Below are 25531 nucleotides of genomic sequence, written 5' to 3'. Positions count from 1 at the left end.
CGCGTTTTCAGTTCTACCATCCTCGCACGTGGTTGCAGAGTCGAGGGGCGAAGCTAGCCACTGCCGGAGAGTTAGCAGACCCAGCTGACAACTCGTCCATTGTTGCTTGTTGCTTGTTGCTTGTTGCTTGTTGCTTGTTGCTTGTTGCTTGGTGCTTGGTGCTTGGTGGGTATAAATCGCAGCTAGCGTCAGCCAGACAAGCACGCGAACGCCAGCGACAAATCGACACGCACGCGTCAGATCGATATCCCTCGCGCATCCGCCGACCTAACTTCTCTCACCACGAACCCAAAGAAAAGCCCGGTTACCCAGGCTTTTCTTTCACCAATCGACGCCTTACAGCTGCGCTTCTTCGATCTGGATCTTGTAGCGCTTGCGCATTTCCTTGACGTACGCTTGCGCAGCGTTGTTGCCGTCGATCTGGCTCAGCTGCTCACGCAGCATCGCCTGCTGTTCGGCCGGCATTTGCTTCAGATCGCCCGGGGTGGCCTTGCTGATGACGAAGACGGCAAAGCGCCCGCCATCCAATTGCACCTTGCCAACCGACGGCTTGCCTTCGGTCGGTCGCGGCGCGCTGAAAATCGCGCGGTTCGCGGCCGGAGTCGGGATCGGTGCCGTCCGCGGCAGCCCCGGGATCGGCTGCACCTGCAGCTTCTCGCTGGCCGCCAGCGCCTGCAGCGTCTCACCCTTCTGCACGCGTGCCAGCAAAGCATCGGCAGCAGCCGCGGCGGCCTTCTCGGAACGGTCTGCGCGGATCGCCGCCGTCACCTTGTCGCGCACCTTGTCCAACGGCAACGCCTGTTCGGCGGTGTGATTGGTCACACGCAACACCACGCTATGGTTCGGCGCGATATTGATTGGGTCGCTCACCGTGCCGTCCTGCACCAGCGTTTCGGAGAACGCCGCGCGCAACACAGCCGGATTGGCCGCAACACCGCTGGCATCAGTGCGCGAGAACGGCCCCAGCGTCTGCACCGGCAGGCCGACCTGCTTGGCCGCCGGCTCCAGCGCGGTGGGATTCTTGTAGACTTGATCCACCAACTTGCCGCTGATATCCGCAAATGCCTTGTCCGCATCGGCCTTCAGCTGCTCGGCCGCCAGCTGGTCACGCACCTGCTCAAACGACTTGCCCTGTCCACCCTTGACCTCACGCAACTGGATCACGTGATAGCCGAATTCGCTCTTGATCGGACCCACCACGTCACCAGCCTTCATCGAGAACAGCGCGTCCTCGAACGGCTTGACCATCGCGCCCTTCTCGACCCAACCCAGGTCGCCGCCGGCGTTCTTGGAGCCCGGATCCTGCGAATTGGCTTTCGCCAGTGCAGCGAAGTCGGCGCCCGGCTGCTTGGCCTCGGCGGCGAGTTTGGCGGCCTTTGCTTCGGCAGCCTTCTGCGCAGCTGCATCGCTGCCGGCACTGATCAGGATGTGCGATGCAAGGCGCTGATCCGGCTCGACGAAGCGCGCCTTCTCTTCTTCATAGCGCTTGCGCAGCGTTGCTTCGTCGGCGGCGGTGGCCGGCGGCATCTTTGCGGCGTTGAGCTCCACGTATTCGATGGTGACGGTTTCCGGCTGACGGAAGTCCTGCGTATGCCCCTCGTACCACTGTTTGATCTGCGCATCGCTCACCGGCGCGGTATCTACGGCCGACGGCGGCAGCATTGCCAGCTCCACGTCGCGCGTTTCACCCATCAGCTTGAGCAGACGCTCGAACTCGGCCTTGGTGGCAAAGCCCGATTCCGCCACGGCCTGCGGGATCACCGACTGCTGCAGGCTGTCACGCACCAAAGCGTCGAACTGTGCAGGCGTGCGCGGCGGCGTGCCTTGCGCAAGCGCGGCGCGGTACTGGTCAGGGCTGAACTTGCCATCGACCTGGAACGCCTGAATGTTGGCGATGTAATCGCGCACGGTTGCGTCGCCTATGACGATTCCCGCATCTTCCGCGCCCAGTCGCACCACCTGTTCGTCGACCAGTTGGTCAAGTACCTGCAGCTTGTTTTCGCGGGATTCGAATGTGCGCGGATCGAAGTTCTCGCCTTGACGCTGACGTTCCTGCATGCGCGCCTGCTCGAAACGCGCGCGGAAATCCTGCGTGCTGATTTCGTGGTGCTGCCACAGCAGCGAAACCGGCCACCACGACGGTGCCGATTTCCACCAATTGGGCGGCGCCTGCACCTTGGCCACGTTATTGGCGCCGATGCCGCCGAGGTAGCTGTTGTCGATGACGAACAGGAACGGAACCATCAGCAACCCCAGGATGGCGGTAGCGATCCAGCCTGACGTCTTGTCGCGAAGTTTCTGCAGCATTGGCAAATCACGGCCTGTGGGCGAGCCGCGCAGTGTAACGCGCTTGACGCCAAGCACCCAGCCCAATGCCCGTTAGCACAGTGTCGTGGGGCCTCAATCGACGTCAGGGTTTCACTTCGGCAACCAACGCCGGACACCGAAATCGCCGAATGCATGACCCGAAACCGAGCTGTCGACGCACGACTCAATCCGACCGCTGACTCAAACTCAAAAAAAAGCCCCCGGCACAAGGCCGAGGGCTTTCGTATAACTGGCGGAGCGGACGGGACTCGAACCCGCGACCTCCGGCGTGACAGGCCAGCATTCTAACCAGCTGAACTACCGCTCCGCTTTAAACTTGGACATCGTTCTCTACCCAACTCGCAACGCGAATGTCGTGGAGAAAACGAAGCCCCCAATTGCTCAGGGGCTTCGGTATAACTGGCGGAGCGGACGGGACTCGAACCCGCGACCTCCGGCGTGACAGGCCAGCATTCTAACCAGCTGAACTACCGCTCCGCGCTTGAAACGTTTGCCTGGTGCTTAATGGTGGGTGCTGAGGGTTTCGAACCCCCGACCCTCTCCGTGTAAGGGAGACGCTCTACCGCTGAGCTAAGCACCCTAGCGAGTCGATTAGTTTACCGCATCCTTCAGGGCTTTACCAGCCTTGAATGCAGGATTCTTCGAAGCCGCGATCTTGATGCTGTCGCCGGTCTTCGGATTGCGGCCGGTGCGCTCAGCGCGCTCGCGGACCTGGAAGGTACCGAAGCCAACGAGGGTGACGGCGTCGCCCTTCTTCAGTGCCTTGGTGATTTCGCTCACAACCGCGTCAACAGCACGGCCAGCTTCAGCCTTGGAGATGTCAGCGGCAGCGGCAACGCCATCGATCAATTCGGTTTTATTCATTCTTGAAACTCCCTTTGCGGCAGACGCCGCGGAATCGACAATCGGCGCTCTTGCCGTTAGCGAAGAACCCGACACAAGTGGTATCGCGTGACGCATCACATTTGCCGCGCCCACGAGTCGTGCATTTATACCAGCGCCCCCAAATGCACGCAAGCCAAAACCCAATAACGACGCGGGTTTTGGCTTGTTTTGCGGCAGTCTAGACAGCCCCCGTTAGTGCTTGACGCGGGTGCCGGGCGTGCTACGCGACTTACCACGCACGGCGACCCGCGAGGCTGTCTTGCGTGTTTTTTCCTTGCCGGCCTTTTTCGGCGTCAGCGGACGCTCCAGTGCCAGGTCGAGCACCTCGTCGATCCATTTCACCGGCACGATCTTCAGATCGCGGGTGACGTTGGCCGGGATGTCGGCAAGATCCTTGCGGTTCTCGTCGGGGATCAACACGGTGCGGATGCCACCGCGCAGGGCCGCCAGCAACTTTTCCTTCAAGCCGCCAATTGCCGATACGCGACCACGCAAGGTGATCTCGCCGGTCATCGCCACATCGGCGCGGATCGGCACTTTGGCCAACACCGACACCAGCGAGGTCACCATCGCGATGCCTGCGCTTGGGCCGTCCTTCGGCGTGGCGCCGTCGGGGACATGCACGTGCACGTCCTGCTTCTGCAGGAAGTCCACATCGATCCCGAGCCGCTCGGCGCGCGAACGCACCACCGACAACGCTGCCGATGCCGATTCCTTCATGACGTTGCCGAGCTGACCGGTGAGGATCAGGTTGCCCTTGCCCGGCACCAGCGTGGACTCGACCTGCAGCAGCTCGCCGCCGACCTCGGTCCATGCCAGGCCGGTGACCAGGCCGATCTCGTTTTCCTCTTCGGCACGGCCGAAGTCGAAGCGACGCACGCCCAGATACTTGTCGAGATTCTTCGCGTTGACGGTGACCAGCGCCTTCGGCTTGCCCTTCTTGGCCACCGCTTTCTTGGCTGCCGGCTGCGGACCTGCCAGCGCAATTTCCTTGACGACCTTGCGGCAGATCTTGGCGACTTCGCGTTCGAGATTACGCACACCCGATTCGCGCGTGTAGTAGCGCACGATGTCCTGGATGGCGTCGCTGCCGATCTCGATCTCTTCCGGCTTCAAGCCGTTGGCCTTGATCTGCTTGGGCACCAGGTAGCGCATCGCGATGTTGAGCTTTTCATCCTCGGTATAGCCGGGGATGCGGATGACTTCCATGCGGTCCAGCAGTGGGCCGGGGATACTGAGCGAGTTGGAGGTGGCAACGAACATCACCTCCGACAGATCCAGATCAACCTCCAGATAGTGGTCGTTGAAGGAGGTGTTCTGCTCCGGATCGAGCACTTCCAGCAATGCCGACGACGGGTCGCCACGGAAGTCCATCGACATCTTGTCGATTTCGTCCAGCAGGAACAGTGGGTTCTTGCTGCCCACCTTATTGAGGTTCTGCACCAGCCGGCCCGGCATCGAACCGACATACGTGCGGCGATGGCCACGAATTTCCGCCTCGTCTCGGATGCCGCCCAGACTCATGCGCACGAACTTACGGTTAGTCGCCTTGGCGATCGACTGCCCGAGCGAGGTCTTGCCCACGCCAGGCGGCCCGACCAGGCACAGGATCGGCCCCTTCATCTGCTTTACGCGCGACTGCACGGCCAAGTACTCAAGGATGCGCTCCTTGACCTTGTCCAGACCGTAGTGATCGGCGTCCAGCGTGTCTTCGGCAACCTTGAGGTCCTTGCGCACCTTGGTGCGCTTTTTCCACGGCACGCCCAGCAGCCAATCCAGATAGTTGCGCACCACCGCCGCTTCGGCGGACATCGGCGACATCTGCTTGAGTTTGTTGAGCTCGGCTTTGGCCTTGGTTTCGACCGGTTTGGGCATGCCCGCCTCGGCGATCTTGCGTGCGAGTTCTTCCAGCTCACCGGGTGCATCGTCCAGGTCGCCCAGCTCTTTCTGGATCGCCTTCATCTGCTCGTTGAGATAGTACTCGCGCTGGCTCTTTTCCATCTGCGACTTCACGCGGCCGCGGATGCGCTTTTCCAACTGCTGCACGTCGATTTCGCCGTCGACCAGCCCGACCAGCAATTCCAGCCGCTCACCGATGTCGGTGATTTCCAGCAAGCGCTGCTTGTCGGCCAGACGCACGCCGATATGCGCCGCGATGGTGTCGGCTAGGCGGCCCGGCTCGTCGATGCCAGCCAGGGTCTGCAGCAATTCCGGCGGCAGCTTGCGGTTGGTCTTGACGTACTGTTCGAACAGCGACATCAGCGAGCGCGCGATGGCTTCCACTTCGCGCGGCTCGCGCGCATCGCTGGCTTCCACCTCCGTGCCCTGCCCCTGCAAGGCGCCATCCTGCTCGACAACCTTGTCGACGGTGACGCGCGACAGGCCTTCGACCAGCACCTTGATGGTGCCGTCGGGGAGCTTGAGCAGTTGCAGCACCTGCGCCAGGGTGCCGACGGTGTACAGGTCGCCGGCAGCCGGGTCGTCGGTTTCGGCCGACTTTTGCGCCACCAGCAGGATGCGCTTGTCCGCCTCCATGGCTTTTTCCAGCGCGCGCATCGACTTGTCACGGCCGACGAACAGCGGAATCACCATGTGCGGAAACACCACCACGTCGCGCAGCGGCAACACTGGCAGATCGAGAATTTCTGGTTGGGACTGGGCCATGGGGCGCTCCGCAGGAATGAGGGTTTTGCGGCAACAAAAAGCCGATGGCTCCGTTATGGGGCCATCGGCGAGGTGTTGCAAGTAGCGCTCGGAAAGCCTTTAGCCGCGAGCGAGGCCAGGGCCTGGCGAAGCGGCGACAAGGCTCAGTCGCCGGACGCAGCCTTGGCCGGGGCGGGTTGCGCCTGGTAGATCAAATACGGCTCGGATTTGTGCTCGATCACCGACTCGTCCACCACCACCTTGCTGACGTTTTCCTGCGACGGCAGCTCGTACATCGTATCCAGCAGCACCGATTCGACGATGGTGCGCAGGCCGCGCGCGCCGGTCTTGCGCTTGAGCGCCTTCTTGGCGATCGCAGACAGGGCGTCGGGACGGAACTCCAGCTCCACACCTTCCATATCGAACAGCTTCTTAAACTGCTTGGTGATGGCGTTCTTGGGCTCGGTCAGGATCTTGATCAGCGCCGGCTCGTCCAGTTCCTCAAGCGTGGCGACTACCGGCAGGCGGCCAACGAACTCGGGAATCAGGCCGAACTTGATCAGATCTTCCGGCTCGACTTCGGCCAGGATCTTGCCCACTTCCTGCTTACGCTCGCTGCTCTTGACCTTGGCACCGAAGCCAATACCGCCGGCATCGTTGGAACGCTGCTGAATCACCTTGTCCAACCCGGCGAACGCACCACCGCAGATGAACAGGATGTTCTTGGTGTCGACCTGCAGAAATTCCTGCTGCGGGTGCTTGCGGCCACCTTGCGGCGGCACCGAAGCAACCGTGCCTTCGATCAGCTTGAGCAGTGCCTGCTGCACGCCTTCGCCGGACACATCGCGGGTAATCGACGGGTTCTCGCTCTTGCGCGAGATCTTGTCGATTTCATCGATATAGACGATGCCCTGCTGCGCTTTTTCGACGTCGTAATCGCACTTCTGCAGCAGCTTCTGGATGATGTTTTCCACGTCCTCGCCGACATAACCGGCTTCGGTCAGCGTGGTGGCATCGGCGATCGTGAACGGCACATTGAGCAGGCGCGCCAGCGTTTCGGCCAGCAGCGTTTTGCCCGAACCGGTCGGACCGACCAGCAGAATGTTGGATTTCGCCAGCTCGACGTCATCGTTCTTGCTGCGGCTCTCGATACGCTTGTAGTGGTTGTACACCGCCACCGCGAGCGTGCGCTTGGCGCGCAACTGCCCAATCACGTATTGATCCAACACCTCAAGAATCTCGCGCGGCTTGGGCAGGCTGGAACGTGCCGACTGCGCCTTCTCTTCGAGTTCCTCGCGGATGATGTCGTTGCACAACTCAACGCACTCATCGCAGATGAATACGCTGGGACCGGCAATCAGCTTACGGACTTCATGCTGACTCTTACCGCAGAACGAGCAGTAGAGAATCTTGTTGCTGTCGCCGGAACGACCTTGGCGGTCTTCGCTCATGCTTCTGTTACCCAGTTACCCCACCCGATGTACGGGGGTTCGATTTCGAGAATAGCACAGGGTCGGGAGGACATTCGCCCCGCCCGACCCTGCCGGTTTTTCCTGCAATTTCAATGCTCTGGCAATCAAGACGGCTGGATTGACTCTTCCGGACGACGCTCAAGCACCTGATCCACCAAGCCATACGCCTGGGCATCGACCGCGCTCTTGAAGTTGTCGCGCTCGGTGTCGCGCGCAATGGTCTCCAGCGACTGACCGGTGTGTTTGGCCAGGATCTCGTTCAGGCGCGAACGCAGGGTCAGGATCTCGCGGGCGTGGATGTCGATATCGGTCGCCTGGCCCTGGAAGCCGCCCAGCGGCTGATGGATCATCACGCGCGAATTAGGCAGCGCGTAACGCTTACCTGCCGCGCCGGAGGCCAGCAGCAGCGCGCCCATTGAGGCGGCCTGGCCGACACAGATGGTGCTCACGTCCGGCTTGATGTACTGCATGGTGTCGTAGATCGCCATGCCGGCCGTGACCACGCCGCCGGGCGAGTTGATGTAGATGCTGATGTCCTTTTCCGGGTTATCGGCTTCCAGGAACAGCAACTGGGCCACGATCACGTTGGCCATATGGTCGTCGATCGGACCGACCAGGAAGATCAGACGCTCCTTCAGCAGACGCGAGTAAATGTCGTACGCACGCTCGCCACGGCTGGTCTGCTCGACCACCATGGGCACCAGGTTCAGGGCTTTGGTCACAATGCTCATCAGTCTTCCTGTTGTGGCAGCGGCCTGTGCCGCTACCCGTGTTCAACATCCGCGCCCCTGACCGCAGGCGCGGCTCTTCTCTTATTGCCGGATCAGACGCGGATGGCGTCCTGGAACGACAGCGGCTGCTCGGTATGCTGGGCGCGCTCGGCGATCCAGTCGATCACCTGCTCTTCCATCACACGGCTCTGCAGTCCATTCATCAGTTGGGGGTCGTTGCGGTACATCTCAATGACCTGTTCCGGCTCTTCGTAGGTCGAGGCGATCAGACGCAGCGTTTCGCTGACGCGCCTGGATTCCAGGCGCAATTCGTTGCGACGTGCCACTTCACCCACCAACAGACCGACCAGCACGCGCTTGGCGGCGGCGTCCATGAATCCCGTGTGCGCATCGGCCGGCACCTGCCCCGGATCGCGACCGCTGCGGCGGACCTGCTCGACCTGCTGGGCCAGCATCGAACGGGCTTCGTTCTCGACCAGCCGCGGCGGCATTTCAACGTGCGCATAAGCGGCAATCAGCTGCTCACCCACTTCGCGGCGCAGACGATTCATCAGGGCACCCTTGAGCTCGCGCTCCAGATTGGTGCGGATATCGGCGCGGAACTGCTCGGAGTCGCCACTCTTCACGCCAAAGCTCTTGATGAACTCCTTGTCCACCACCGGCAACACCGGCTCGGACACTTCAACCGCCTTGACGTGCACCTGCACGGTCTTGCCGGCCAGCTGCGGCACGCGCCACTCGGCCGGGAAATCGACGGTCAGGGTCTTTTCTTCGCCCTTGGTCAGGCCTTCCAGGCCCTTTTCGATCTGGTCGAACATTACGCCCGAGCCCAGCACGCTGCTGCCGGTTTCCACACCTTCGGCAGGCAGACGCTCGTCGCCGGCCTGCGACCAGGTCTCCAGCGCCACCAGATCACCGACCTGCGCACCGCGCTCGACCGGATTCCAGGTGCGGCGCTGCAGGCGCAGGTTTTCGATCATCTGGTCTATGTCGGCATCGGTCACTTCGGCGGTCGCACGCACCACCGACAGCTTGGTCACATCGATGTCGCCGAAATCCGGCACCACTTCGAAGGTGGCGACGAAGTCGAAATCGGTTTCGCCCTGATCGATGCGCGGGTTGCCGGCCAGACGCAGCGAGTGCTCGCGCACGGCCGAATCGAAGGTCTCACGCAGCAGGCCTTCCATCGCTTCGGCGCGCACCTGCTGACCGAAGCGCTGCTCGATCACCTTGGTCGGCACCTTGCCGGGACGGAAGCCCTTGATGCGCGTGGTCCGCGCAAGCTCGCGCAGGCGGCCACCGACGTGCGTCTCCAGGCGCTCCTGCGGCAGGGTGAAGGTCAGGCGGCGTTCCAGATTGCCGGTGGATTCGATCGATGCTTGCATGTTGACTCCTGCCACCGACAGCGCACAGCGTCGGCACGAGATGGAAGATGCGGGTTGACGGATGGCGAGAATGCCGCCCAGCCTTGTAGTTTCGCTGATAACGGCGGCCGCTGCCAGCGGCATGCGCGTAGCGGCGTCCCGGATAGGCCTCACTGGTTTGCAGGAGGTGCAGCGGCCGGAAACCACACGGCCGCGCGGCATTGGTGCGAAAGGGGGGACTCGAACCCCCACGCCTTACGGCGTCAGAACCTAAATCTGGTGCGTCTACCAATTCCGCCACTTTCGCAATGCCGCAGATGCCCGGGTATTGTTGCAGGGATGCACGCAAAGAAGAAGCGCTGCGAGGGGCTGTTGAGCGCTATGCGGCAGCGGAAGGCACGGCGGGGCTGGGTCACACGCAGATTTGAGGCTCCGCGTTCTGCCACAGGGCGTGAACCGTTAACTCCCCGCCTGAATCCAGACCAAGCTCGTACGTTCTGAACCCCCTTCGCACCAGCAGATTTGCGAAAATCCCGTTAATTTCACGCCAAAGGCAAACAGTCGCGATGAGAGATCGATATTGGCAGATCGTGGCACTGTCGCGCGATTGCATCAAAGAGATCGATCTGGACGGGCGGATCACGTCGGTCAACGTCCACGGGCTGGTCGGACTCGGCGCCACGTCTGCGGACCAACTGATCGCTCGGCCATGGCGCGAGCTTTGGCCGAGCGAAGCCGCCAGCATGGTGGATGCGGCCATGGCCGAGTCGGCGAAAGGCGCGATCCAGGAATTCGAAGCCAGCTGCGTGAACCTGGCCGGCGTGCGCCAGACCTGGCAGGTCGTGACCAGCCCGTTGTTCGACGCGCAAGGCAAGGTCGAGGCGATCCTGGCGGTGAGCAAGAATGTCTCCGACCGCCGCGCACTGGAAACAGCCTTTCACACCCTCGACAGCACCCTGGCAGCAGAGCGCGCATTTTCCACCAGCGCCCTGATGCTGGCGCGTGCGCGAGAAACCTCGCTGTCGACCGAACTGCACAGCTTGCGCGACCTGCGTGAGCGCATCGAAGACGACCTGGACATTGCGCGCGCCGCGCAGAACGCCGCCGAGAAGATCTCCGAGCAGGCGCAGAAAGGAGAAGCGGTGGGACAACTGCTGGCCGGCGTGGTCCACGATTTGAACAACGTGCTGCAGGCGGCGACATCGGCGATCAATCTGGTGTTGCAGCGCGCGCAGATCGATGCACACGACGCCAAGCTGCTCAGCGTGGCCGACGCGGCGCTTCAACACGGCTCGGTGATGGCGCAGCGCTTGGTGGGTTTTTCGCGCCAATACCCCTACAGCCCCGAAGCGGTGGATTTAGCCGAACTGGCACAACAGCTCAGCCCGCTACTGGAACAGGTAGTCAGCGCAGAGCTGCGGTTGCAGCTGCGCACCGCCGACGGCGGATGTTGCGCCATGGTCGACCGCCACACCGTGGAGCGCGCCATTTTGAATCTGGTGATCAATGCGCGTGACGCCTGTACCAGCGGCGACAGCATCACCGTGGAAACCGGCGAAACCTGCGTCAGCGAAGAAGACGCGCAGCTGGCAAAACCGGCCGGCCATTACATGACCATCGCCGTCGCCGACACCGGGCACGGCATGGACAGCGCGGTACAGGCGCGTTTGTTCGAGGCTTACTTCACCACCAAGCACGCCGACAAGGGCGCTGGCTTGGGATTGGCGCAGGTCTATAGCGCGGTACGTCAGGCAGGCGGCTTTGTGGACGTTACCTCGGCGCCCGGCAAGGGCGCGCGCTTTGTCCTGGCATTTCCGAGCGTGCAGCGAGGCTAGATGCTTGCGCTGATGGCCTTGCGCGAGCTACTCGTGACATGATTGCTCCGCACTGCTTGCAGATTGCGTAGCGCACGCAGCGCGACGGCCACCGCACACGCAATGACGCGCGCCGTAGTGGCGCACAGCAATATTTCTGGAATCACTGACGATCTGACCAGAAATTGATCTGTCTGACGATCTGACCAGAGGTTGATCTGTGCCACTGGCGACGGAATTGCGCGTCGAAGAGGCATCCCCGTGTGGAGACTTGCCCGAAAAATGCTTGAGACAGCCAACCATGCGATGCCAAGGCCCGGCATCTGCGCTGCAGGCGATAGCGCCACGTTGCAACACCATCGCAGCACACATCTATCGCTGGGCTTGTCTCGTCTACCGCAAGCGCAACGCGCGTTTTCTGCTTTCCATCTCGGAAAAAAGAAAAGCACCTAGGCATTTGCCTAAGTGCTTTTATTTGGTGGGCCGTCAAGGATTCGAACCTTGGACCTATTGATTAAGAGTCAACTGCTCTACCAACTGAGCTAACGGCCCTGAAACTGATCGCACATTCTATGTGCATTTTTGCTTCGTTGCAATACCCGGTGACACATCGGGTCAAACATTCCCGCAATTGCTTGTCATCAGTGGGGTGGCTGAGGGGACTCGAACCCCCGACATCTGGAATCACAATCCAGTACTCTAACCAGCTGAGCTACAGCCACCACTGAAAACTTACTTCTTACCGTACCGCCGATGGCGCGCCCGACAGGACTCGAACCTGTAACCGCCGGCTTAGAAGGCCGGTGCTCTATCCGGTTGAGCTACGGGCGCCCGGACCGAACTTCGCATTCCCACGCCGTCAGGAGCTCGGAATGGTCGGGGTAGAGGGATTCGAACCCCCGACATCCTGCTCCCAAAGCAGGCGCGCTACCAGACTGCGCTATACCCCGGCGGGACCTTTCAATCCCGAAGGCTCGAAAGGTCGGCTATTTTGGGAACGATTGGCCTCGCTGTCAATCACCCTGTGTAAATTGAACGATCAGCTATCCTCGCGACAAGGCTCGCCAGTACAGTGAGCACACCTCTCATGGAGAATACGCATGCGTAGCGGTAACCCTGCCCTTCGGGAATCAACATTCCTTGACTCGGGCTCCGGCTCGGTGGTCACCCGCGACGGTCAGACGATGACCCTCAACGGCACGGTCAACAAAACCGGCGCGCTGTTGCTGATGGCGGTGATCACCGCGGTCTTCGCTTGGTCGCAATCGATCGGTGCCGACGGCATGCCTTTGCCTGCCGCGCGCATCTACATGATCGCCGGCGCGATCGGCGGCCTGGTGTTTGCACTGGCCACCAGCTTCAAGCCGACCTGGGCACCGATCACGGCGCCGCTTTACGCGCTGATCGAAGGCTTCTTCCTCGGCTCGATCTCGGCGGTGTACGAAGCGCGTTTCAACGGCATCGTGTTTCAGGCGGTGCTGCTGACCTTCGGCACAATGTTCGCGCTGCTGTTTGCGTATCGCAGCGGCATGATCAAGGCTACCGAAAACTTCAAGCTGGGTGTGGTCGCGGCCACTGGCGGCATTGCGCTGGTGTATCTGGCGACCATCGTGCTGGGCTTCTTCGGCGTGCACATTCCTTTCATCCACGACTCGGGCCTGATCGGGATTGGTTTCAGCCTGTTCGTGGTGGTGGTGGCCGCATTGAACCTGGTGCTGGACTTCGACTTCATCGAGAGCGGCGTCGAGCAGGGTGCGCCCAAGCACATGGAGTGGTACGGCGCGTTCGGCCTGATGGTGACGCTGGTGTGGCTGTACATCGAGTTCCTGCGTCTGCTGTCGAAGCTGCAGTCGCGCAATTAAGGCAGGGAACCGGGATTGGGAATCGTAAGAGCGTTCTCCACGATCGATGACCAAGTGTGGCTTCAGACAATTCCCAGCAAAAAGATAAGGGCGCCTAGGCGCCCTTTCTTTTTGTGCGATCAACCAGTGCGCTCAGAGGCGGCTGGCGATGGCCTTGGCGAAGCCCATGGTGTTGCCGGTGCCGCCCAGGTCGGGAGTCAAGGAATCCTTGGCCTCCAGCGTGGCGACGATGGCTTCGCGCAGACGCTCGGCGTTCTGCGGCTGGCCGATGTGGTCCAGCATCTGCGCGGCGCCCAGCAGCAGCGCGCACGGGTTGGCCTTGCCCTGCCCTGCAATATCCGGCGCCGAGCCGTGCACGGCTTCGAAGATCGCCGCGTCCAGACCAATGTTGGCACCCGGCGCCAGGCCCAGGCCGCCGACCAGACCGGCGCACAGGTCGGAGATGATGTCGCCGAACAGGTTGGTGGTCACGATGATGTCGAACTGCTCTGGACGCATCACCAACTGCATGCAGGTGTTGTCGACGATCATTTCCTGGAATTCGATTTCCGGGTACTGCGCTGCTACATCGCGGGCCACCTTCAGGAACAGGCCCGAGGTCGACTTGATGATGTTGGCCTTGTGCACCGCAGTTACCTTCTTACGGCCGGTGGCGCGCGCCAGATCGAAGGCGTAGCGCACGATGCGCTCGGAGCCCTTGCGGGTGATCCGGGTGCCGGAGAACGCGGTCTCGCCGTCCTCGGACACGGTCTGGCCTTCGCTCAGGTACGCGCCTTCGGTGTTCTCGCGGACCGTGATCAGGTCCACGCCATCGGCGAAGCGCGACTTGGTGTTCGGGAACGACTTGGCCGGACGCACGTTGGCGTACAGGTCGAACTTTCGACGCATGGCGACGTTGATCGAGCTGAAGCCTTCGCCCACCGGCGTGGTCAGCGGGCTTTTCAGCGCCACTTTGTTCTTGGTGATCGAGGCCAGGGTGGACTCGGGCAGCAGATCGCCGTGCTTTTCCAGCGCGACCAGGCCGGCGTCGGCGTACTCGTAGGTCAGGCCAGCTTGCAGCGCGTCGAGCACGAACAGCGTGGCATCCATGATCTCCGGGCCAATACCGTCGCCGCGGATGACCGTGATTGTCTGCGTCATAACGTTGGGTTTCCGAACTTGAAGGGGGGAGCGCCAGCCGTCGAACCCGGCAGATCGGCGCAATTGAGGTTTCACCGGCAATTATGCCCGATGCCGGTGAAGGCACCCAAACGACCTTGGTCTAAGGGTGACTACCGAAACGACTGCGCAGTCACCAGGCGGGCGTGGCCGATGCTAGGAATCGGCATGTACCACTCGGGCACTGCGCTTCTGCGCCATCCGCGCGTACCTGATGACTGTTCGCTCCGTTGTGGTAACAGCTCTCAGAACGGCAGGCGCCCAAACGCAACGCGCCGCCTCGATGAGCGGCGCGCGCGTCTTGCCGGCTGTTACGAATCCCAAATCCCCACTCCCGCACCTCAGCGACACACTCAGTCGTGCGCGTGCTGGGCCGGCGCCTGCGCGCCGCCTTCGAGCTGGTCGAGAAAGTCCACCGCGCGGCGCAGATGCGGAATAACGATGGAGCCGCCCACCACCAGACCGACCGAGAAGGTTTCGAAAAACTCTTCGCGGTTCACGCCGGCTTCCTTGCACTGGGCCACGTGGTAGCTGATGCAGTCGTCGCAGCGCAGCACCATCGAGGCGACCAGGCCAAGCAGCTCCTTGGTCTTCACGTCCAGGGCGCCGGCTTGGTAGGTCTGGGTGTCCAGCGCGAAGAAGCGCCGCACCACCTGGTTCGGCTCGGCCAGGATGCGCTGATTCATGCGCTGACGGAATTCGGTGAATTCGCGCAGGCGGTCGGTGCTGCCGTCGTCGGAACCACTCATGCCTGACCGCCCGCGCTGCCGGCCAGCAGTGGCTCGAGCTTGCCGGCGCGGTGCATGGCCATCATATCGTCGTAGCCGCCCACGTGGACGTCGCCGACAAAGATCTGCGGCACGCTGGTGCGCTTGGCCAGGGCAACCATCTTGTCGCGCTCGGCCGGGTCCAGGTCGATCCGCACCTCGGTCCAGCTCTTGCCCTTGCTCTTGAGGAAGTTCTTGGCCGCCACGCAATACGGGCAGATGGCGGAGGAATACAGGGTGATCTGCGGGCCGGAGGCCGCGTCCTGATCGGTATGGTCTTGGCTCACGGGAAGCTCTGTGGTTGGCATGAGGTCTGACACATGGTACCGGGCGACTGGAATTTCCATGTCGTCACCGCAACACTGTGGGTTAACCGATGATTCACGCCATCGCGCCGTGCTGCCCGCATGCTCCGCGCACTACCTGGGAGTTCCACTTGCGCCTGCTACCGCTCGCCACTGCCCTCACGCTGGCTGTTGCCATGGGTGTGGCATCTGCGCAGGAAAACCGTCTGCCCGACATCGGTTCGTCGGCCGGCGAGTTGCTGACCCCGGCACGTCAGGCCGAGTACGGCAAAATGATGTTGGCCGAGTTGCGCAACTACGACTACGTGCTGGACGACCCGCTGATCACCGACTGGCTGCAGACCATGGGCACCCGGCTAGGCGCCAACAGCGACCAGCCGCAGCAGCCGTTTACGTTTTTCATGCTGCGCGACCGCCAGATCAATGCGTTCGCCACGCTGGGCGGCTATGTGGCGGTCAATGCGGGGCTGGTGCTGACCGCCGAGCGCGAGGACGAAGTGGCGGCGGTGCTGTCGCACGAAATCGCCCACGTCACCCAGCAGCATGTGCTGCGCGGGGTGGAGCGTGCGCAGCGCGACCAGATCCCGATCCTGCTCGGTATGCTGGCAGCGGTGGTGGCAGCGCAGCAGGCCGGGGGCAACTCCAAGGGCGACGCCACCATGGCCACCATCACCAGCGCGATGGGGCTGATGCAGCAGCGGCAGATCGACTACACCCGCTCCAACGAATCCGAAGCCGACCGGCTGGGCATCCGCACGCTGGCGCGCAGCGGTTACGACGTGGATGCGATGGCCGGCTTCTTCGAGCGCATGTCGGTAGCGATGCGGGCCAACGAAGGCGGTTACAGCGCGCCGGATTTCCTGCAGACCCACCCGGTCACCGTCACCCGCATCAGCGAAGCCAAGGCACGCGCCGAGCAGATGAAGAAGAACACCGTGGTGCTGACCACTTCGGTGCCGGGTGGAAGCCGCCAGGAGCGCGTGGACCCGTCCGACCCGTCGCTGTCGGAACCGCTCAGCCGCAATGGCAACGCACTGCTTCCCTATGCCCTGCGGCTGCCGGTGGACGCGCTCAGCCGTGGTGCCGACCAGCAAGGCTTCGATTGGGCCAAGGAGCGCCTGCGCGTACTCAGCGCGGCAACACCAGATGCGGCCATTCGCGAATACGAAACCCTGCGCCGCAGCGCCAAACAAGGCTTGAGCGATGCGCAGCGCTACGGCCTGGCGCTGGCGAAGCTGCGCAACAGCGGCGGCCGGCCGGGCGAGCCGGTGGCCGAGCTGAGCAGCCTGCTTGAGGCGCATCCGGACAATCTGTGGTTGGCGCTGGGTTTGAGCGAGGCGCAGGCGCGCGTCGGCCAGCGCGAGGCGGCCAATGCGCGCTTTGACGCGTTGCTCAAGCAATTGCCGAACAACCGCGCGGTGGCGCTGACGTATGCCAGCGCGCTCAACGAGCAGGCCAGCAAGGAGTCCGGCCAGCGCGCGCGCCAGGTGCTGGAGCCGTTGTTGCACCGGAGCAGCGACGACCCGTTGCTGCAACAGAGCTACGCCCGTGCCTGCGAGCTCTCCGGCGACCAACTGCTCGCCAGCGAAGCGTATGCGGAAGCGGCGTTCTTGAACGGCCGCGCCGAACAGGCCTTGATCCAGCTGGAAGCACTGAAAAAGAAAGATCTCGACTATGTGACACGGGCGCGCGTGGATGCGCGCATCGCCGCCATTACGCCGACCGTGCTGGAGCTGCGGCGCCAAGGCATTCGCGACCCGGATTTATCCACACGCTGATCGCTGACCGGCGTTGCCGGCTGTATGCGACAGCAGCGTGTTGGGTGGCCGCCTGCCGGCAGTGAAACTGCCGAGTCCGCTTCGTCTAACCATCACCATCGCGCAGGCCATGCCGGCGATGTCACATTATAGTCACAAAACCGTAGTCTACTGGCGATCACCAAAGCCAGACGGTAAGCCCCGCGTGCAGAAACGCATTCTGATCGTCGATGACGAACCCGCGATCCGCGACATGGTGGCGTTCGCGCTACGCAAAGGCGAGTTCGAGCCCATCCATGCCGGTGATGCCCGCGAGGCGCAGACCGCCATTGCCGACCGCGTGCCGGATCTGATCCTGCTGGACTGGATGCTGCCGGGCACCAGCGGGCTGGACCTGGCGCGGCGCTGGCGCAAGGAGCAGCTGACCCGCGAGATTCCGATCATCATGCTCACCGCGCGTGGTGAGGAAAACGACCGTGTTGGCGGTCTGGAAGCCGGCGTCGACGATTACGTGGTCAAGCCGTTCTCGGCACGCGAGCTGTTGGCACGCATCCGCGCGGTGATGCGGCGCACCCGCGAAGACGACGAAGACGGCAGCGTGGCGGTGGGACGCCTGCGTATCGATGGCGCCGCGCACCGCGTGTTCGCTGGCGATGCGCCGGTGCCGATCGGCCCGACCGAATACCGCCTGCTGCACTTCTTCATGACCCATCCGGAGCGCGTGTATACGCGCACCCAGCTGCTGGACCATGTCTGGGGCGGCAGCGTGTATGTGGAAGAGCGCACCATCGACGTACATATCCGCCGCCTGCGCAAGACGCTGGAACCGTTCGGCCTGGAAAACATGGTGCAGACCGTGCGTGGCTCGGGCTATCGTTTTTCTTCGGCGACCTGACGTGCCGCCAAGCCGCCCGGCCGCAGTCTGGCCGGGGCGCTGTCTACCTGATGCTTCGTGGTAACGCCTTCCATGCCCCAACATATCCGTTCCGCCTGGCTCAAGACGCTCGGCACCCTTGCGCTGCTGTTGGGCGCTGCCGTCGTGGTGGGCGTGCTGATCGAGCATGTGTGGATGGCGCTGACGCTCACCGCGCTGGGCGTGCTGGCTTGGCATTACTGGCGGCTGCGCCAGGTGCTGCGGCGACTCACCGCGCGTCAACGTGCTGAGCCTGCCGCCGGGATTGGCGCCTGGAACGAACTGGACCGGCTGCTGTATCGCAGCCAGGCGGAAATGCGCGGGCGCAAGCGGCGCTTGATCGAGATGTTGCGCACCTACCGCGCCGCCGCGCAGGCGCTGCCGGATGCGGTGGTGGTGGTTGATCGCAACAGCCAGCGCGTGCAGTGGTTCAACAAGGCAGCAGGCGGTTTGCTCGGCCTGCACCATCCCGGCGACATGGGCGTGTCGATAGTGGAGCGGCTGCAGCCGTTGCCGCTGGCGCATTGGCTGGCAGCCGGGCGCAATGCCGAGCCGATGCTGGATGCCGCCTCGCCGGCCGATCCGGATCTGCGCCTGAATCTGCGCCTGATTCCCTATTCCGACGACTACTGGCTGCTGGTGGCGCGCGATGTCAGCAAGCTGCTGCGGCTGGAGCAGGTGCGTCGCGATTTCGTGGCCAACGTCTCGCATGAACTGCGCACCCCGCTGACGGTGGTGCATGGCTATCTGGACATGCTCGACCCGGAAGACTTCCCCGATTCGGGCCCGATGCTGGCGGAGATGCGCAAGCAATCGCAGCGCATGGCGCAGTTGGTTGAAGATCTGCTGACGCTGTCGCGGCTGGAATCGCAGGAAGAACTTGGCGAAGAACACGTGGCGATGGCGCCCATGCTGTCGACCTTGCGTCGCGAGGCCGAGGCGCACAGCCAGGGCCGCCACACCGTGGACGTGATCGACGAGGCCGGCGTGGATCTGCTCGGCTCCAACAAGGAACTGCACAGCGCATTTTCCAACTTGGTCACCAACGCGGTGCGCTATACGCCCGGCGGTGGCACGGTGACGATCCGTTTCGTGCGCGAAGGCGATGGCGCAGCGCTGGCCGTGCGCGACACCGGCTACGGCATTCCCGCCTCGCATCTGCCGCGCATCACCGAACGCTTCTATCGCGTGTCCAGCAGCCGCTCGCGCGAGAGCGGCGGTACCGGGCTCGGGCTATCGATCGTCAAGCACATCCTGGGGCTGCATCAGGCGCGTCTGGACATCGAAAGCGAAGTGGGACGCGGCAGCGAGTTTTCGTGTCATTTCGTCGCCGCGCGTGTCGTGCGGCGCGAACCATCGGTGCCACTGTCACGCTCGGCGTGATATGTAGTCAGTGCGCGCCACAGCGCGGCGCGATAGTCGCGTTCAGCGCGCGCCGCATCGCCTGCGCTGCAGTTGCGCGGTAACCACGCACATAACCCGTCTTGATGATTGATTCCATGGGCCACGCCAAAGAACTGCACGACATCACACCCGGTGACGATATCGCCACCGATCCGTTGCGTGATCCGGCGTTGTACATCAACCGCGAGCTCTCGCAGCTGGACTTCAACTTCCGGGTGCTGGCGCAGGCGCTCGATGAGCAGGTGCCATTGCTGGAGCGGCTGCGCTTCCTGTGCATCTCGTGCACCAATCTGGACGAATTCTTCGAAATCCGCGCAGCCACCGTGCGGCATGCGCAGGAGTTCGGGCTGCCGCCGGCACCCGACGGTCTGAGCCCGACCGCCATCCTCAATGCCGTGCACGATCGCGCTGCCAAGTTGGTCGAGCAGCAATACCACGCATGGAATGAAGTGCTACGCCCGGCGATGGAAGATGCCGGCGTTGCCGTGCTCAGCCGCTTGGCCTGGACCTCGCGCCAGAAACGCTGGCTGCGTGCGTACTTCCGCAACGAGATCATGCCGGTGTTGTCGCCGTTGGGCCTGGATCCGGCGCACCCGTTTCCGAAGATCCTCAACAAGACCTTGAACATCGTGGTGGTGCTGGAAGGCCAGGACGCGTTCGGCCGCGCCGGGCATCTGGCTATCGTGCGCGCACCGCGTTCGCTACCACGCATCATCCAGCTGCCGGCAAGCCTGTCGCCGGAAGGCGCGCAGAGTTTCGTGTTTTTGTCCTCGGTGTTGTCAGAATTCGTCGACGAACTGTTCCCGGGCATGCAAGTCATGGGCTCCTATCAGTTCCGCGTCACCCGCAATTCCGAGTTGGTGGTGGACGAGGAAGAAGTCGAAAACCTGGCGCTGGCCTTGCGCGACGAGTTGGTCACGCGCGGCTACCGGCCGGCGGTGCGGCTGGAGATCGCGCACGATTGCCCGGCGCCGATCCTGCGCACCTTGCTGCAGAATTTCGGCCTGAACGAAAACGCGGTGTACCGCATTGTCGGGCCGGTCAACCTGAGCCGCGTCACGCAGGTCTATGACCTGGTGCAACGTCCCGAACTCAAGTACCCCTCGTTCAATCCGCGCACCTTGCGCGACAGCGAGGGCATCTTCGAGATCGTCAAAAAGGGCGACGTGTTGCTGCACCACCCCTTCGATGCGTTCACTGCGGTGCTGGACGTGATCCGTCAAGCCGCGGTCGACCCGAACGTGCTGGCGATCAAGCAGACGCTGTACCGCACCGGCAAGGATTCGTTGATTGTCGATGCACTGATTCTGGCCGCGCGCAACGGCAAGGACGTCACCGTGGTGGTGGAGTTGCGTGCGCGCTTCGACGAAGAAGCCAACCTGGGCCTGGCCGACAAGTTGCAGGAAGCCGGCGTGCAGGTGGTCTATGGCGTGGTCGGTTTCAAGACCCACGCCAAGATGCTGCTGATCGTGCGGCGCGAGGGCCGCAAGCTCAAACGCTACGTGCACCTGGGCACCGGCAATTACCACAGCGGCACTGCGCGCCTGTATACCGACATCAGCCTGATCACCGCCGAGGTGGAGATCGGCAACGACGTGCACATGCTGTTTCAGCAGTTGTCCGGGCTTGCCCCGCGCATGAAGCTGGAACAGTTGCTGCAGTCTCCGTTTACGCTGCATGCCGGCGTGCTGAAGCGGATCGATCGTGAAACGCGGCTGGCCCGCAAGGGTCGCCCGGGCCGCATCATCGCCAAGATGAACGCCCTCAACGAGCCGCAAGTGGTGCGTGCGCTGTATACCGCCTCGCAGGCTGGGGTGCAGATCGATCTGATCGTGCGCGGCGCCTGCACGCTGCGTCCCGGCGTGCCGGGCGTGTCGGACAACATCCGCGTGCGCTCGATCGTGGGGCGATTTCTGGAACATAGCCGCGTGTACTGGTTCGGCAACGACGGCGCCGCCGAGTTGTATTGCGCCAGCGCCGACTGGCTGGAACGCAACCTGCTGCGGCGGGTGGAAACCTGTTTCCCGATCCTGGAACCGGACCTGGCCAAGCGCGTCTACCGCGAGGTACTGCAGAACTATCTGGACGACAACGTCAGCGCCTGGGAGCTGGACGCCGAAGGCGTGTACCACAAGCGCACGCCTGCCCCGGGCGAGCCCCCCCATTCGGCGCAGATGACCTTGCTCGATCGGATCTGAGCAACGCCGCAGCACGCAAGGTGGGAAGCCGTCCGCGAAGGCGAGCGGCATGCCCGCAACGGTGGCCTGCAGGTGGCATCCAGCGATTCCGAACACCGACTGCGCCCTGACCCTGATGGGTCCACGCATGACCTCTCACGGGCCAACGGCCCATCGGCTACCATGCGGCCATGCCAATGCCCTCCCCCACGATTCCGCCCCTGCGCGATGGCGATTTTCTCGCCGCCATCGACCTAGGCTCCAACAGTTTCCACATGGTCATTGCGCGCTACCTGATGGGTCAGCTGCGCGTCGTCGATCGCCTGCGTGAGACCGTGCGCATGGCCGATGGCCTGGATGGCAAAGGTGGGCTCTCCAACGAGGCACGTCAGCGCGCGCTCGAATGCCTGGCGCGCTTCGGCCAGCGCATTCGCGACGTGCCCTCGCTGCACGTGCGCGCCTTGGCCACCAACACAGTGCGTCAGCTGCGTTCGCCGCAAGCGTTTTTGATGCCCGCCGAAACCGCGCTGGGCCATGCGATCGAAGTGGTCAGCGGGCGTGAGGAAGCGCGCCTGATCTATCTCGGTGTTGCGCATGCGCAACCGCCCAAGTCGGATCAACGCCGGCTGGTGATCGACATCGGCGGCGGCTCGACCGAGTTCATCATCGGCCGCGGGTTTCAGACGCTGGAACGCGAAAGTCTGCAGGCCGGTTGCATCGCCAGCACGAGGCGGTTTTTCCCCGGCGGCAAATTGTCGAAGAAGAAATGGAAAGATGCGCTGACCGAGATCGGCGCCGAGTTCCAGCAATTCGCCGGCCAGTACAAGGCACTGGGCTGGCACGAGGCGATCGGTTCGTCCGGCACCCACAAAGCCATTGGCGAGATGTGTGCGGCGATGAAGCTGACCAAGGGCGCGATCACGGCGCAGGCACTGCCGGCGCTGCGCGATGAGCTGCTCAAGGCCAAGCGCATCGAAGACATCCAGCTGCCCGGCCTGGCGGCCGAACGGCGGCCGATCATCGCTGGCGGCATCTTGGTGCTGGAAGCGGCATTTCAGGCGCTGGGTCTGGAGAAACTGATGGTCAGCAAGGCGGCGATGCGCGAAGGCATCCTGTACGACATGCTTGGCCGCGGTGGCGAAAATGATCCGCGCGACAGTTCGGTAGCATCGTTGGTGCAGCGCTACGGGATCGACGAAGTCCAGGCGGCACGCGTGGAAGCCACCGCCTGCAGGCTGTTCGACCAGGTCTGCGAATCCTGGCAACTGGATGGCGACGATGCGCAGGTGCTGCGCCGCGCTGCGCGCCTGCACGAGCTGGGACTGATCATTGCGCACAGCCAGTACCACGTGCACGGCAGCTATATTCTCGAACACTCGGATATCGCCGGTTTTTCCCGGCAGGAACAGCAAGTGCTGGCCGCACTGGTCCGCACGCACCGGCGCAATGTACCCAAGACCGCGTTCGATGCGCTGCCGGACCGCCTGCTGCTGCCAACCCGGCGCAAGGCCGCACTGCTGCGGCTGGCAGTGTTGCTGCACCGCGCGCATGAGTCGGACCCGATTCCGACCCTGGAACTCACCGCCGACGACACCCGGTTATCGCTGATCCTGTCGCAAAGCTGGATCGACTCGCGCCCACTGCTACGCGCCGACCTGATCGGCGAAGTCGAAAGCATGGCCGGCCTGGGAATTGTGTTCAAACCGTTTGTGACCTGAGGCCAGAGGCATCAGACGGGAATCGGGAATCGGGAATAGACCACCACGGGGCTCTTAGAAGTTTCTGACTGGTGTCCATGGCGCCGAACCGGTGCAGCACGCTGCCTTTGCGATTCCCGATTCCCGATTCTCCATTCCCGTCACAGCTGTCACCGCCACGTCTTACTAGCGCAACATCAATGCCATCGCACTCCCGGAAGCTAGCGAAAACGGGAGAACGGGCATGCGCTACGCGATGGTTACCGAAACCTATCCCCCCGAGGTCAACGGTGTTGCGTTGACCGTGCACGGCCTGGAAACCGGCCTGCGCGCGCGCGGACATCACGTGGATGTGGTGCGGCCACGCCAGAGCACCGACACCGCAACGACCGATGCGCTACTGGTGCGCGGGGCATCACTGCCGCGCTACCCGGGATTGAAATTCGGCCTGCCGGCCACGCACCGTCTCGTACGTCATTGGCGCAGCACGCAACCGGATGCGATCTACGTGGCCACGGAGGGCCCGCTGGGCTGGTCGGCAATGCGCGCAGCACGCCGGCTCGGCATCCCGGTCGCTACCGGCTTCCACACCCGCTTTGACGAATACCTGCCCGACTACGGCGCCGCCTGGCTGCAGGGCACCGCGCTGCGCTGGATGCGGCGCTTCCACAACCAGGCCGATGCCACCTTGGTGCCCACGCGCGAATTACAACAATTTCTGCGCGAAGACGGCTTCGAGCGCGTGCAATTGCTGGCGCGCGCAGTGGACAGCCAGCAATTCGATCCAGGTCGTCGCGATCTTGCATTGCGCGCGGACTGGGGCATCGAAGGCGACGGTTTTGCCGCCATCTACGTCGGGCGCATTGCCAACGAAAAGAATCTGCCGCTGGCCGTACGCGCCTTTCGCAAGCTGCAACAGATACGCCCGAAAGCACGCTTCGTGTGGGTAGGCGATGGCCCGGCACGCGAGAAGATTGCGCACGAAAATCCCGACTTCATTTTCTGTGGCGTCCAGCGTGGCGATGCACTGGCGCGTCACTTCGCCAGCGGTGATCTATTCCTGTTCCCCAGCCGCAGCGAAACCTTCGGCAATGTGACGCTGGAAGCGATGGCCAGCGGCGTGGCGACGGTCGCTTTCGATTACGGCGCCGCACGCGAATATCTGCACAATGGTCAGACCGGCGCGGCGGTGGACACCGACGAGGCCTTCATCCAGGCCGCTGTCGCACTCACCGAAGACGATGCACTGCGCCAACGCATCGGCAACGCGGCGGCGCAAGCGATGAAAAAACTGCATCCGGACAATGTGGTCTCCGACTTCGAAGGCTTGTTGCTGGACATCAGCGCTGCACGGGGGCGTTATGTCGTCAACGCGGCTTGAGGTCTTGCGCGGCCACGAAGCGCGCTGGTGCCGACGCGCCAATCACTGGTGCCGGCGCAACCCGGTACGGCGCGCGTTCTCCACCATCAGCCGCTTGGGTGACGGCGTGTTCTGGTACGCCTTGATGGGCTTGTTGGTGGTGCTCGACGGCATGGATGGCGTGCGTGCATCGGCGCACATGGCCGCCACCGGCGTGCTCGCACTGACCTTGTACAAGGCGCTCAAGCGCTGGACCCGCCGCCCGCGCCCCTATGCGGCGGACGTGCGCATTCGCGCCTGGGTGGCACCATTGGACGAGTTCAGCTTCCCCTCCGGCCACACCTTGCACGCGGTCTCCTTCAGCATCGTGGCACTGGCCTACTACCCCTGGCTCGCCCCCTTGCTGGTGCCATTTTCGGCCGGCGTGGCACTCTCGCGCGTGGTGCTTGGATTGCATTATCCCAGCGACGTGCTGGCCGCCACCGTGATCGGTGTGCTGCTGGCCAGTTTGTCGCTGTGGGGGCTGCCGGTGGTGTTGGGGTAAGCGCTAGCCATTGGCGGGGCGCGGCTTACTGACAGGCAGGCGGAAAGATAGACCGACGCTTAACCGGGACGGAACCAAGCAGGCAGCAGCGCGTCCTCGCCTCACCCTTCTCCCTTCGGGATATTGTCCTACTTGATGGGGGGGAAGGCGCCACGCAGGGGCGGATACGGGCACGTGCGAGGCCTGATGCACTTACCGTCGATTGTTCTTGCACGATCAATTGCTCTTGCACGTAGGTTGATAATGGAACCACATAGCGCAGCTGTGCGACTTCAGCGTGTGGCTTCGCCCCGTACCCTCACCCCTATTCCTCTTCCGCAGGGGTGAGCTGCGTTTCGCTCTTGATGATA

18 protein-coding genes, 8 tRNA genes and 1 other RNA gene are annotated in these 25531 nt (G+C 63.0%); 10 read left to right on the top strand and 17 right to left on the bottom strand.

Annotated elements, in window-relative coordinates; all coding sequences use genetic code 11:
- Positions 1-336: 336 nt before the first annotated feature.
- The 10 genes from KWO_RS05630 to KWO_RS05585 all read right to left on the bottom strand — a co-directional run bounded on the left by KWO_RS05630 (position 337) and on the right by KWO_RS05585 (position 9730).
- Complete coding sequence (locus KWO_RS05630) at positions 337-2307, bottom strand: peptidyl-prolyl cis-trans isomerase (RefSeq protein WP_010378362.1); 1971 nt, start codon at positions 2305-2307, stop codon at positions 337-339.
- A gap of 251 nt (positions 2308-2558) precedes the next feature.
- Positions 2559-2635: transfer RNA gene (locus tag KWO_RS05625), tRNA-Asp, on the bottom strand.
- A 93-nt stretch (positions 2636-2728) separates the two neighbouring features.
- Positions 2729-2805, bottom strand: a tRNA-Asp gene (locus tag KWO_RS05620).
- A 28-nt stretch (positions 2806-2833) separates the two neighbouring features.
- Positions 2834-2908 (bottom strand) — tRNA-Val (locus KWO_RS05615).
- A gap of 11 nt (positions 2909-2919) precedes the next feature.
- The gene (locus KWO_RS05610) at positions 2920-3192 is read right to left on the bottom strand and encodes an HU family DNA-binding protein (protein WP_002806049.1); all 273 of its coding nucleotides are present in this window, start codon (positions 3190-3192) and stop codon (positions 2920-2922) included.
- Between the two features lie 213 nt (positions 3193-3405).
- On the bottom strand, positions 3406-5877 hold the full coding sequence (lon, locus tag KWO_RS05605; RefSeq protein ID WP_010378365.1) for an endopeptidase La: 2472 nt from the start codon (positions 5875-5877) through the stop codon (positions 3406-3408).
- 143 nt (positions 5878-6020) lie between these two features.
- Positions 6021-7307 (bottom strand): ATP-dependent Clp protease ATP-binding subunit ClpX, encoded by a 1287-nt coding sequence (gene clpX / locus KWO_RS05600; RefSeq protein WP_003483788.1) that lies wholly within the window; start codon positions 7305-7307, stop codon positions 6021-6023.
- Positions 7308-7432: 125 nt separating this feature from the next.
- Positions 7433-8059, bottom strand: a complete 627-nt coding sequence (clpP, locus tag KWO_RS05595) for an ATP-dependent Clp endopeptidase proteolytic subunit ClpP (RefSeq protein ID WP_002806026.1) — start codon at positions 8057-8059, stop codon at positions 7433-7435.
- A gap of 92 nt (positions 8060-8151) precedes the next feature.
- Positions 8152-9444, bottom strand: coding sequence for a trigger factor (tig, locus tag KWO_RS05590; protein ID WP_010378367.1), 1293 nt, complete (start codon positions 9442-9444; stop codon positions 8152-8154).
- Positions 9445-9645: 201 nt separating this feature from the next.
- Positions 9646-9730, bottom strand: a tRNA-Leu gene (locus KWO_RS05585).
- Between the two features lie 259 nt (positions 9731-9989).
- Between KWO_RS05585 and KWO_RS05580 the strand changes: the two genes are divergently transcribed.
- Positions 9990-11258 (top strand): PAS domain-containing sensor histidine kinase, encoded by a 1269-nt coding sequence (locus KWO_RS05580; RefSeq protein ID WP_010378369.1) that lies wholly within the window; start codon positions 9990-9992, stop codon positions 11256-11258.
- A 455-nt stretch (positions 11259-11713) separates the two neighbouring features.
- Here the strand turns inward: KWO_RS05580 and KWO_RS05570 are convergent.
- The 4 genes from KWO_RS05570 to KWO_RS05555 all read right to left on the bottom strand — a co-directional run bounded on the left by KWO_RS05570 (position 11714) and on the right by KWO_RS05555 (position 12187).
- Positions 11714-11789 (bottom strand) — tRNA-Lys (locus KWO_RS05570).
- Positions 11790-11882: 93 nt separating this feature from the next.
- A tRNA-His gene (locus KWO_RS05565) sits at positions 11883-11959 on the bottom strand.
- Positions 11960-11991: 32 nt separating this feature from the next.
- A tRNA-Arg gene (locus KWO_RS05560) sits at positions 11992-12068 on the bottom strand.
- Positions 12069-12110: 42 nt separating this feature from the next.
- A tRNA-Pro gene (locus KWO_RS05555) sits at positions 12111-12187 on the bottom strand.
- A gap of 150 nt (positions 12188-12337) precedes the next feature.
- Here KWO_RS05555 and KWO_RS05550 point away from each other — a divergent pair.
- Positions 12338-13099, top strand: a complete 762-nt coding sequence (locus KWO_RS05550; protein ID WP_010368532.1) for a Bax inhibitor-1/YccA family protein — start codon at positions 12338-12340, stop codon at positions 13097-13099.
- Positions 13100-13231: 132 nt separating this feature from the next.
- Here KWO_RS05550 and KWO_RS05545 read toward each other — a convergent pair whose 3' ends face one another.
- Positions 13232-14239: an isocitrate dehydrogenase gene (locus KWO_RS05545; RefSeq protein ID WP_010368534.1), complete on the bottom strand. Its 1008-nt coding sequence runs from the start codon at positions 14237-14239 to the stop codon at positions 13232-13234.
- Between the two features lie 186 nt (positions 14240-14425).
- Here KWO_RS05545 and KWO_RS05540 point away from each other — a divergent pair.
- A non-coding RNA gene (locus tag KWO_RS05540) (sX9 sRNA) lies at positions 14426-14498 on the top strand.
- Between the two features lie 112 nt (positions 14499-14610).
- Here KWO_RS05540 and KWO_RS05535 read toward each other — a convergent pair.
- Together KWO_RS05535 and grxC are read right to left on the bottom strand one after the other, a co-directional pair.
- Entirely contained in the window at positions 14611-15006 is a 396-nt protein-coding gene (locus tag KWO_RS05535) for a carboxymuconolactone decarboxylase family protein (RefSeq protein WP_010368536.1), read from the bottom strand.
- Positions 15003-15311, bottom strand: coding sequence for a glutaredoxin 3 (gene grxC, locus KWO_RS05530; RefSeq protein WP_010378375.1), 309 nt, complete (start codon positions 15309-15311; stop codon positions 15003-15005). The genes KWO_RS05535 and grxC overlap by 4 nt, the downstream gene beginning before the upstream one ends.
- 149 nt (positions 15312-15460) lie before the next feature.
- Here grxC and KWO_RS05525 point away from each other — a divergent pair, with 149 nt between their 5' ends.
- The 7 genes from KWO_RS05525 to KWO_RS05495 all read left to right on the top strand — a co-directional run bounded on the left by KWO_RS05525 (position 15461) and on the right by KWO_RS05495 (position 25181).
- On the top strand, positions 15461-17107 hold the full coding sequence (locus tag KWO_RS05525; protein ID WP_033006600.1) for a M48 family metalloprotease: 1647 nt from the start codon (positions 15461-15463) through the stop codon (positions 17105-17107).
- Positions 17108-17291: 184 nt separating this feature from the next.
- The gene (gene phoB, locus KWO_RS05520) at positions 17292-17981 is read left to right on the top strand and encodes a phosphate regulon transcriptional regulator PhoB (RefSeq protein WP_002806631.1); all 690 of its coding nucleotides are present in this window, start codon (positions 17292-17294) and stop codon (positions 17979-17981) included.
- A 72-nt stretch (positions 17982-18053) separates the two neighbouring features.
- On the top strand, positions 18054-19382 hold the full coding sequence (phoR, locus tag KWO_RS05515) for a phosphate regulon sensor histidine kinase PhoR (RefSeq protein ID WP_010368545.1): 1329 nt from the start codon (positions 18054-18056) through the stop codon (positions 19380-19382).
- 116 nt (positions 19383-19498) lie between these two features.
- Positions 19499-21601 carry a polyphosphate kinase 1 gene (gene ppk1, locus KWO_RS05510; RefSeq protein WP_010368548.1) on the top strand — a complete coding sequence of 701 codons (2103 nt, stop codon included), beginning with the start codon at positions 19499-19501 and terminating at the stop codon, positions 21599-21601.
- Between the two features lie 176 nt (positions 21602-21777).
- Positions 21778-23298, top strand: coding sequence for an exopolyphosphatase (ppx, locus tag KWO_RS05505; protein WP_010378383.1), 1521 nt, complete (start codon positions 21778-21780; stop codon positions 23296-23298).
- A 223-nt stretch (positions 23299-23521) separates the two neighbouring features.
- Positions 23522-24658: a glycosyltransferase family 4 protein gene (locus tag KWO_RS05500; RefSeq protein WP_010378385.1), complete on the top strand. Its 1137-nt coding sequence runs from the start codon at positions 23522-23524 to the stop codon at positions 24656-24658.
- A complete protein-coding gene (locus tag KWO_RS05495) occupies positions 24639-25181 on the top strand; it encodes a phosphatase PAP2 family protein (RefSeq protein WP_010368558.1) in 543 nt (180 codons plus the stop codon). Before KWO_RS05500 ends, KWO_RS05495 begins: the two co-directional genes overlap by 20 nt.
- The last annotated feature ends 350 nt before the right edge of the window (positions 25182-25531 follow it).

It is taken from the genome of Xanthomonas vasicola pv. musacearum NCPPB 4379 (assembly GCF_000277895.2).
GTDB classification, from domain to species: Bacteria; Pseudomonadota; Gammaproteobacteria; order Xanthomonadales; family Xanthomonadaceae; genus Xanthomonas; species Xanthomonas vasicola.
Note: the sequence above shows the minus strand (reverse complement) of the source record. Positions and strands in the feature narration are given on the sequence as shown.

Coding starts and splice junctions, on each gene's coding strand:
- KWO_RS05630 (WP_010378362.1), bottom strand. CDS start 2,307: ATGCTGCAGAAACTTCGCGACAAGACGTCAGGCTGGATCGCTACCGCC.
- KWO_RS05610 (WP_002806049.1), bottom strand. CDS start 3,192: ATGAATAAAACCGAATTGATCGATGGCGTTGCCGCTGCCGCTGACATC.
- lon (WP_010378365.1), bottom strand. CDS start 5,877: ATGGCCCAGTCCCAACCAGAAATTCTCGATCTGCCAGTGTTGCCGCTG.
- clpX (WP_003483788.1), bottom strand. CDS start 7,307: ATGAGCGAAGACCGCCAAGGTCGTTCCGGCGACAGCAACAAGATTCTC.
- clpP (WP_002806026.1), bottom strand. CDS start 8,059: ATGAGCATTGTGACCAAAGCCCTGAACCTGGTGCCCATGGTGGTCGAG.
- tig (WP_010378367.1), bottom strand. CDS start 9,444: ATGCAAGCATCGATCGAATCCACCGGCAATCTGGAACGCCGCCTGACC.
- KWO_RS05580 (WP_010378369.1), top strand. CDS start 9,990: ATGAGAGATCGATATTGGCAGATCGTGGCACTGTCGCGCGATTGCATC.
- KWO_RS05550 (WP_010368532.1), top strand. CDS start 12,338: ATGCGTAGCGGTAACCCTGCCCTTCGGGAATCAACATTCCTTGACTCG.
- KWO_RS05545 (WP_010368534.1), bottom strand. CDS start 14,239: ATGACGCAGACAATCACGGTCATCCGCGGCGACGGTATTGGCCCGGAG.
- KWO_RS05535 (WP_010368536.1), bottom strand. CDS start 15,006: ATGAGTGGTTCCGACGACGGCAGCACCGACCGCCTGCGCGAATTCACC.
- phoR (WP_010368545.1), top strand. CDS start 18,054: ATGCCCCAACATATCCGTTCCGCCTGGCTCAAGACGCTCGGCACCCTT.
- ppk1 (WP_010368548.1), top strand. CDS start 19,499: ATGGGCCACGCCAAAGAACTGCACGACATCACACCCGGTGACGATATC.
- ppx (WP_010378383.1), top strand. CDS start 21,778: ATGCCCTCCCCCACGATTCCGCCCCTGCGCGATGGCGATTTTCTCGCC.
- KWO_RS05500 (WP_010378385.1), top strand. CDS start 23,522: ATGCGCTACGCGATGGTTACCGAAACCTATCCCCCCGAGGTCAACGGT.
- KWO_RS05495 (WP_010368558.1), top strand. CDS start 24,639: ATGTCGTCAACGCGGCTTGAGGTCTTGCGCGGCCACGAAGCGCGCTGG.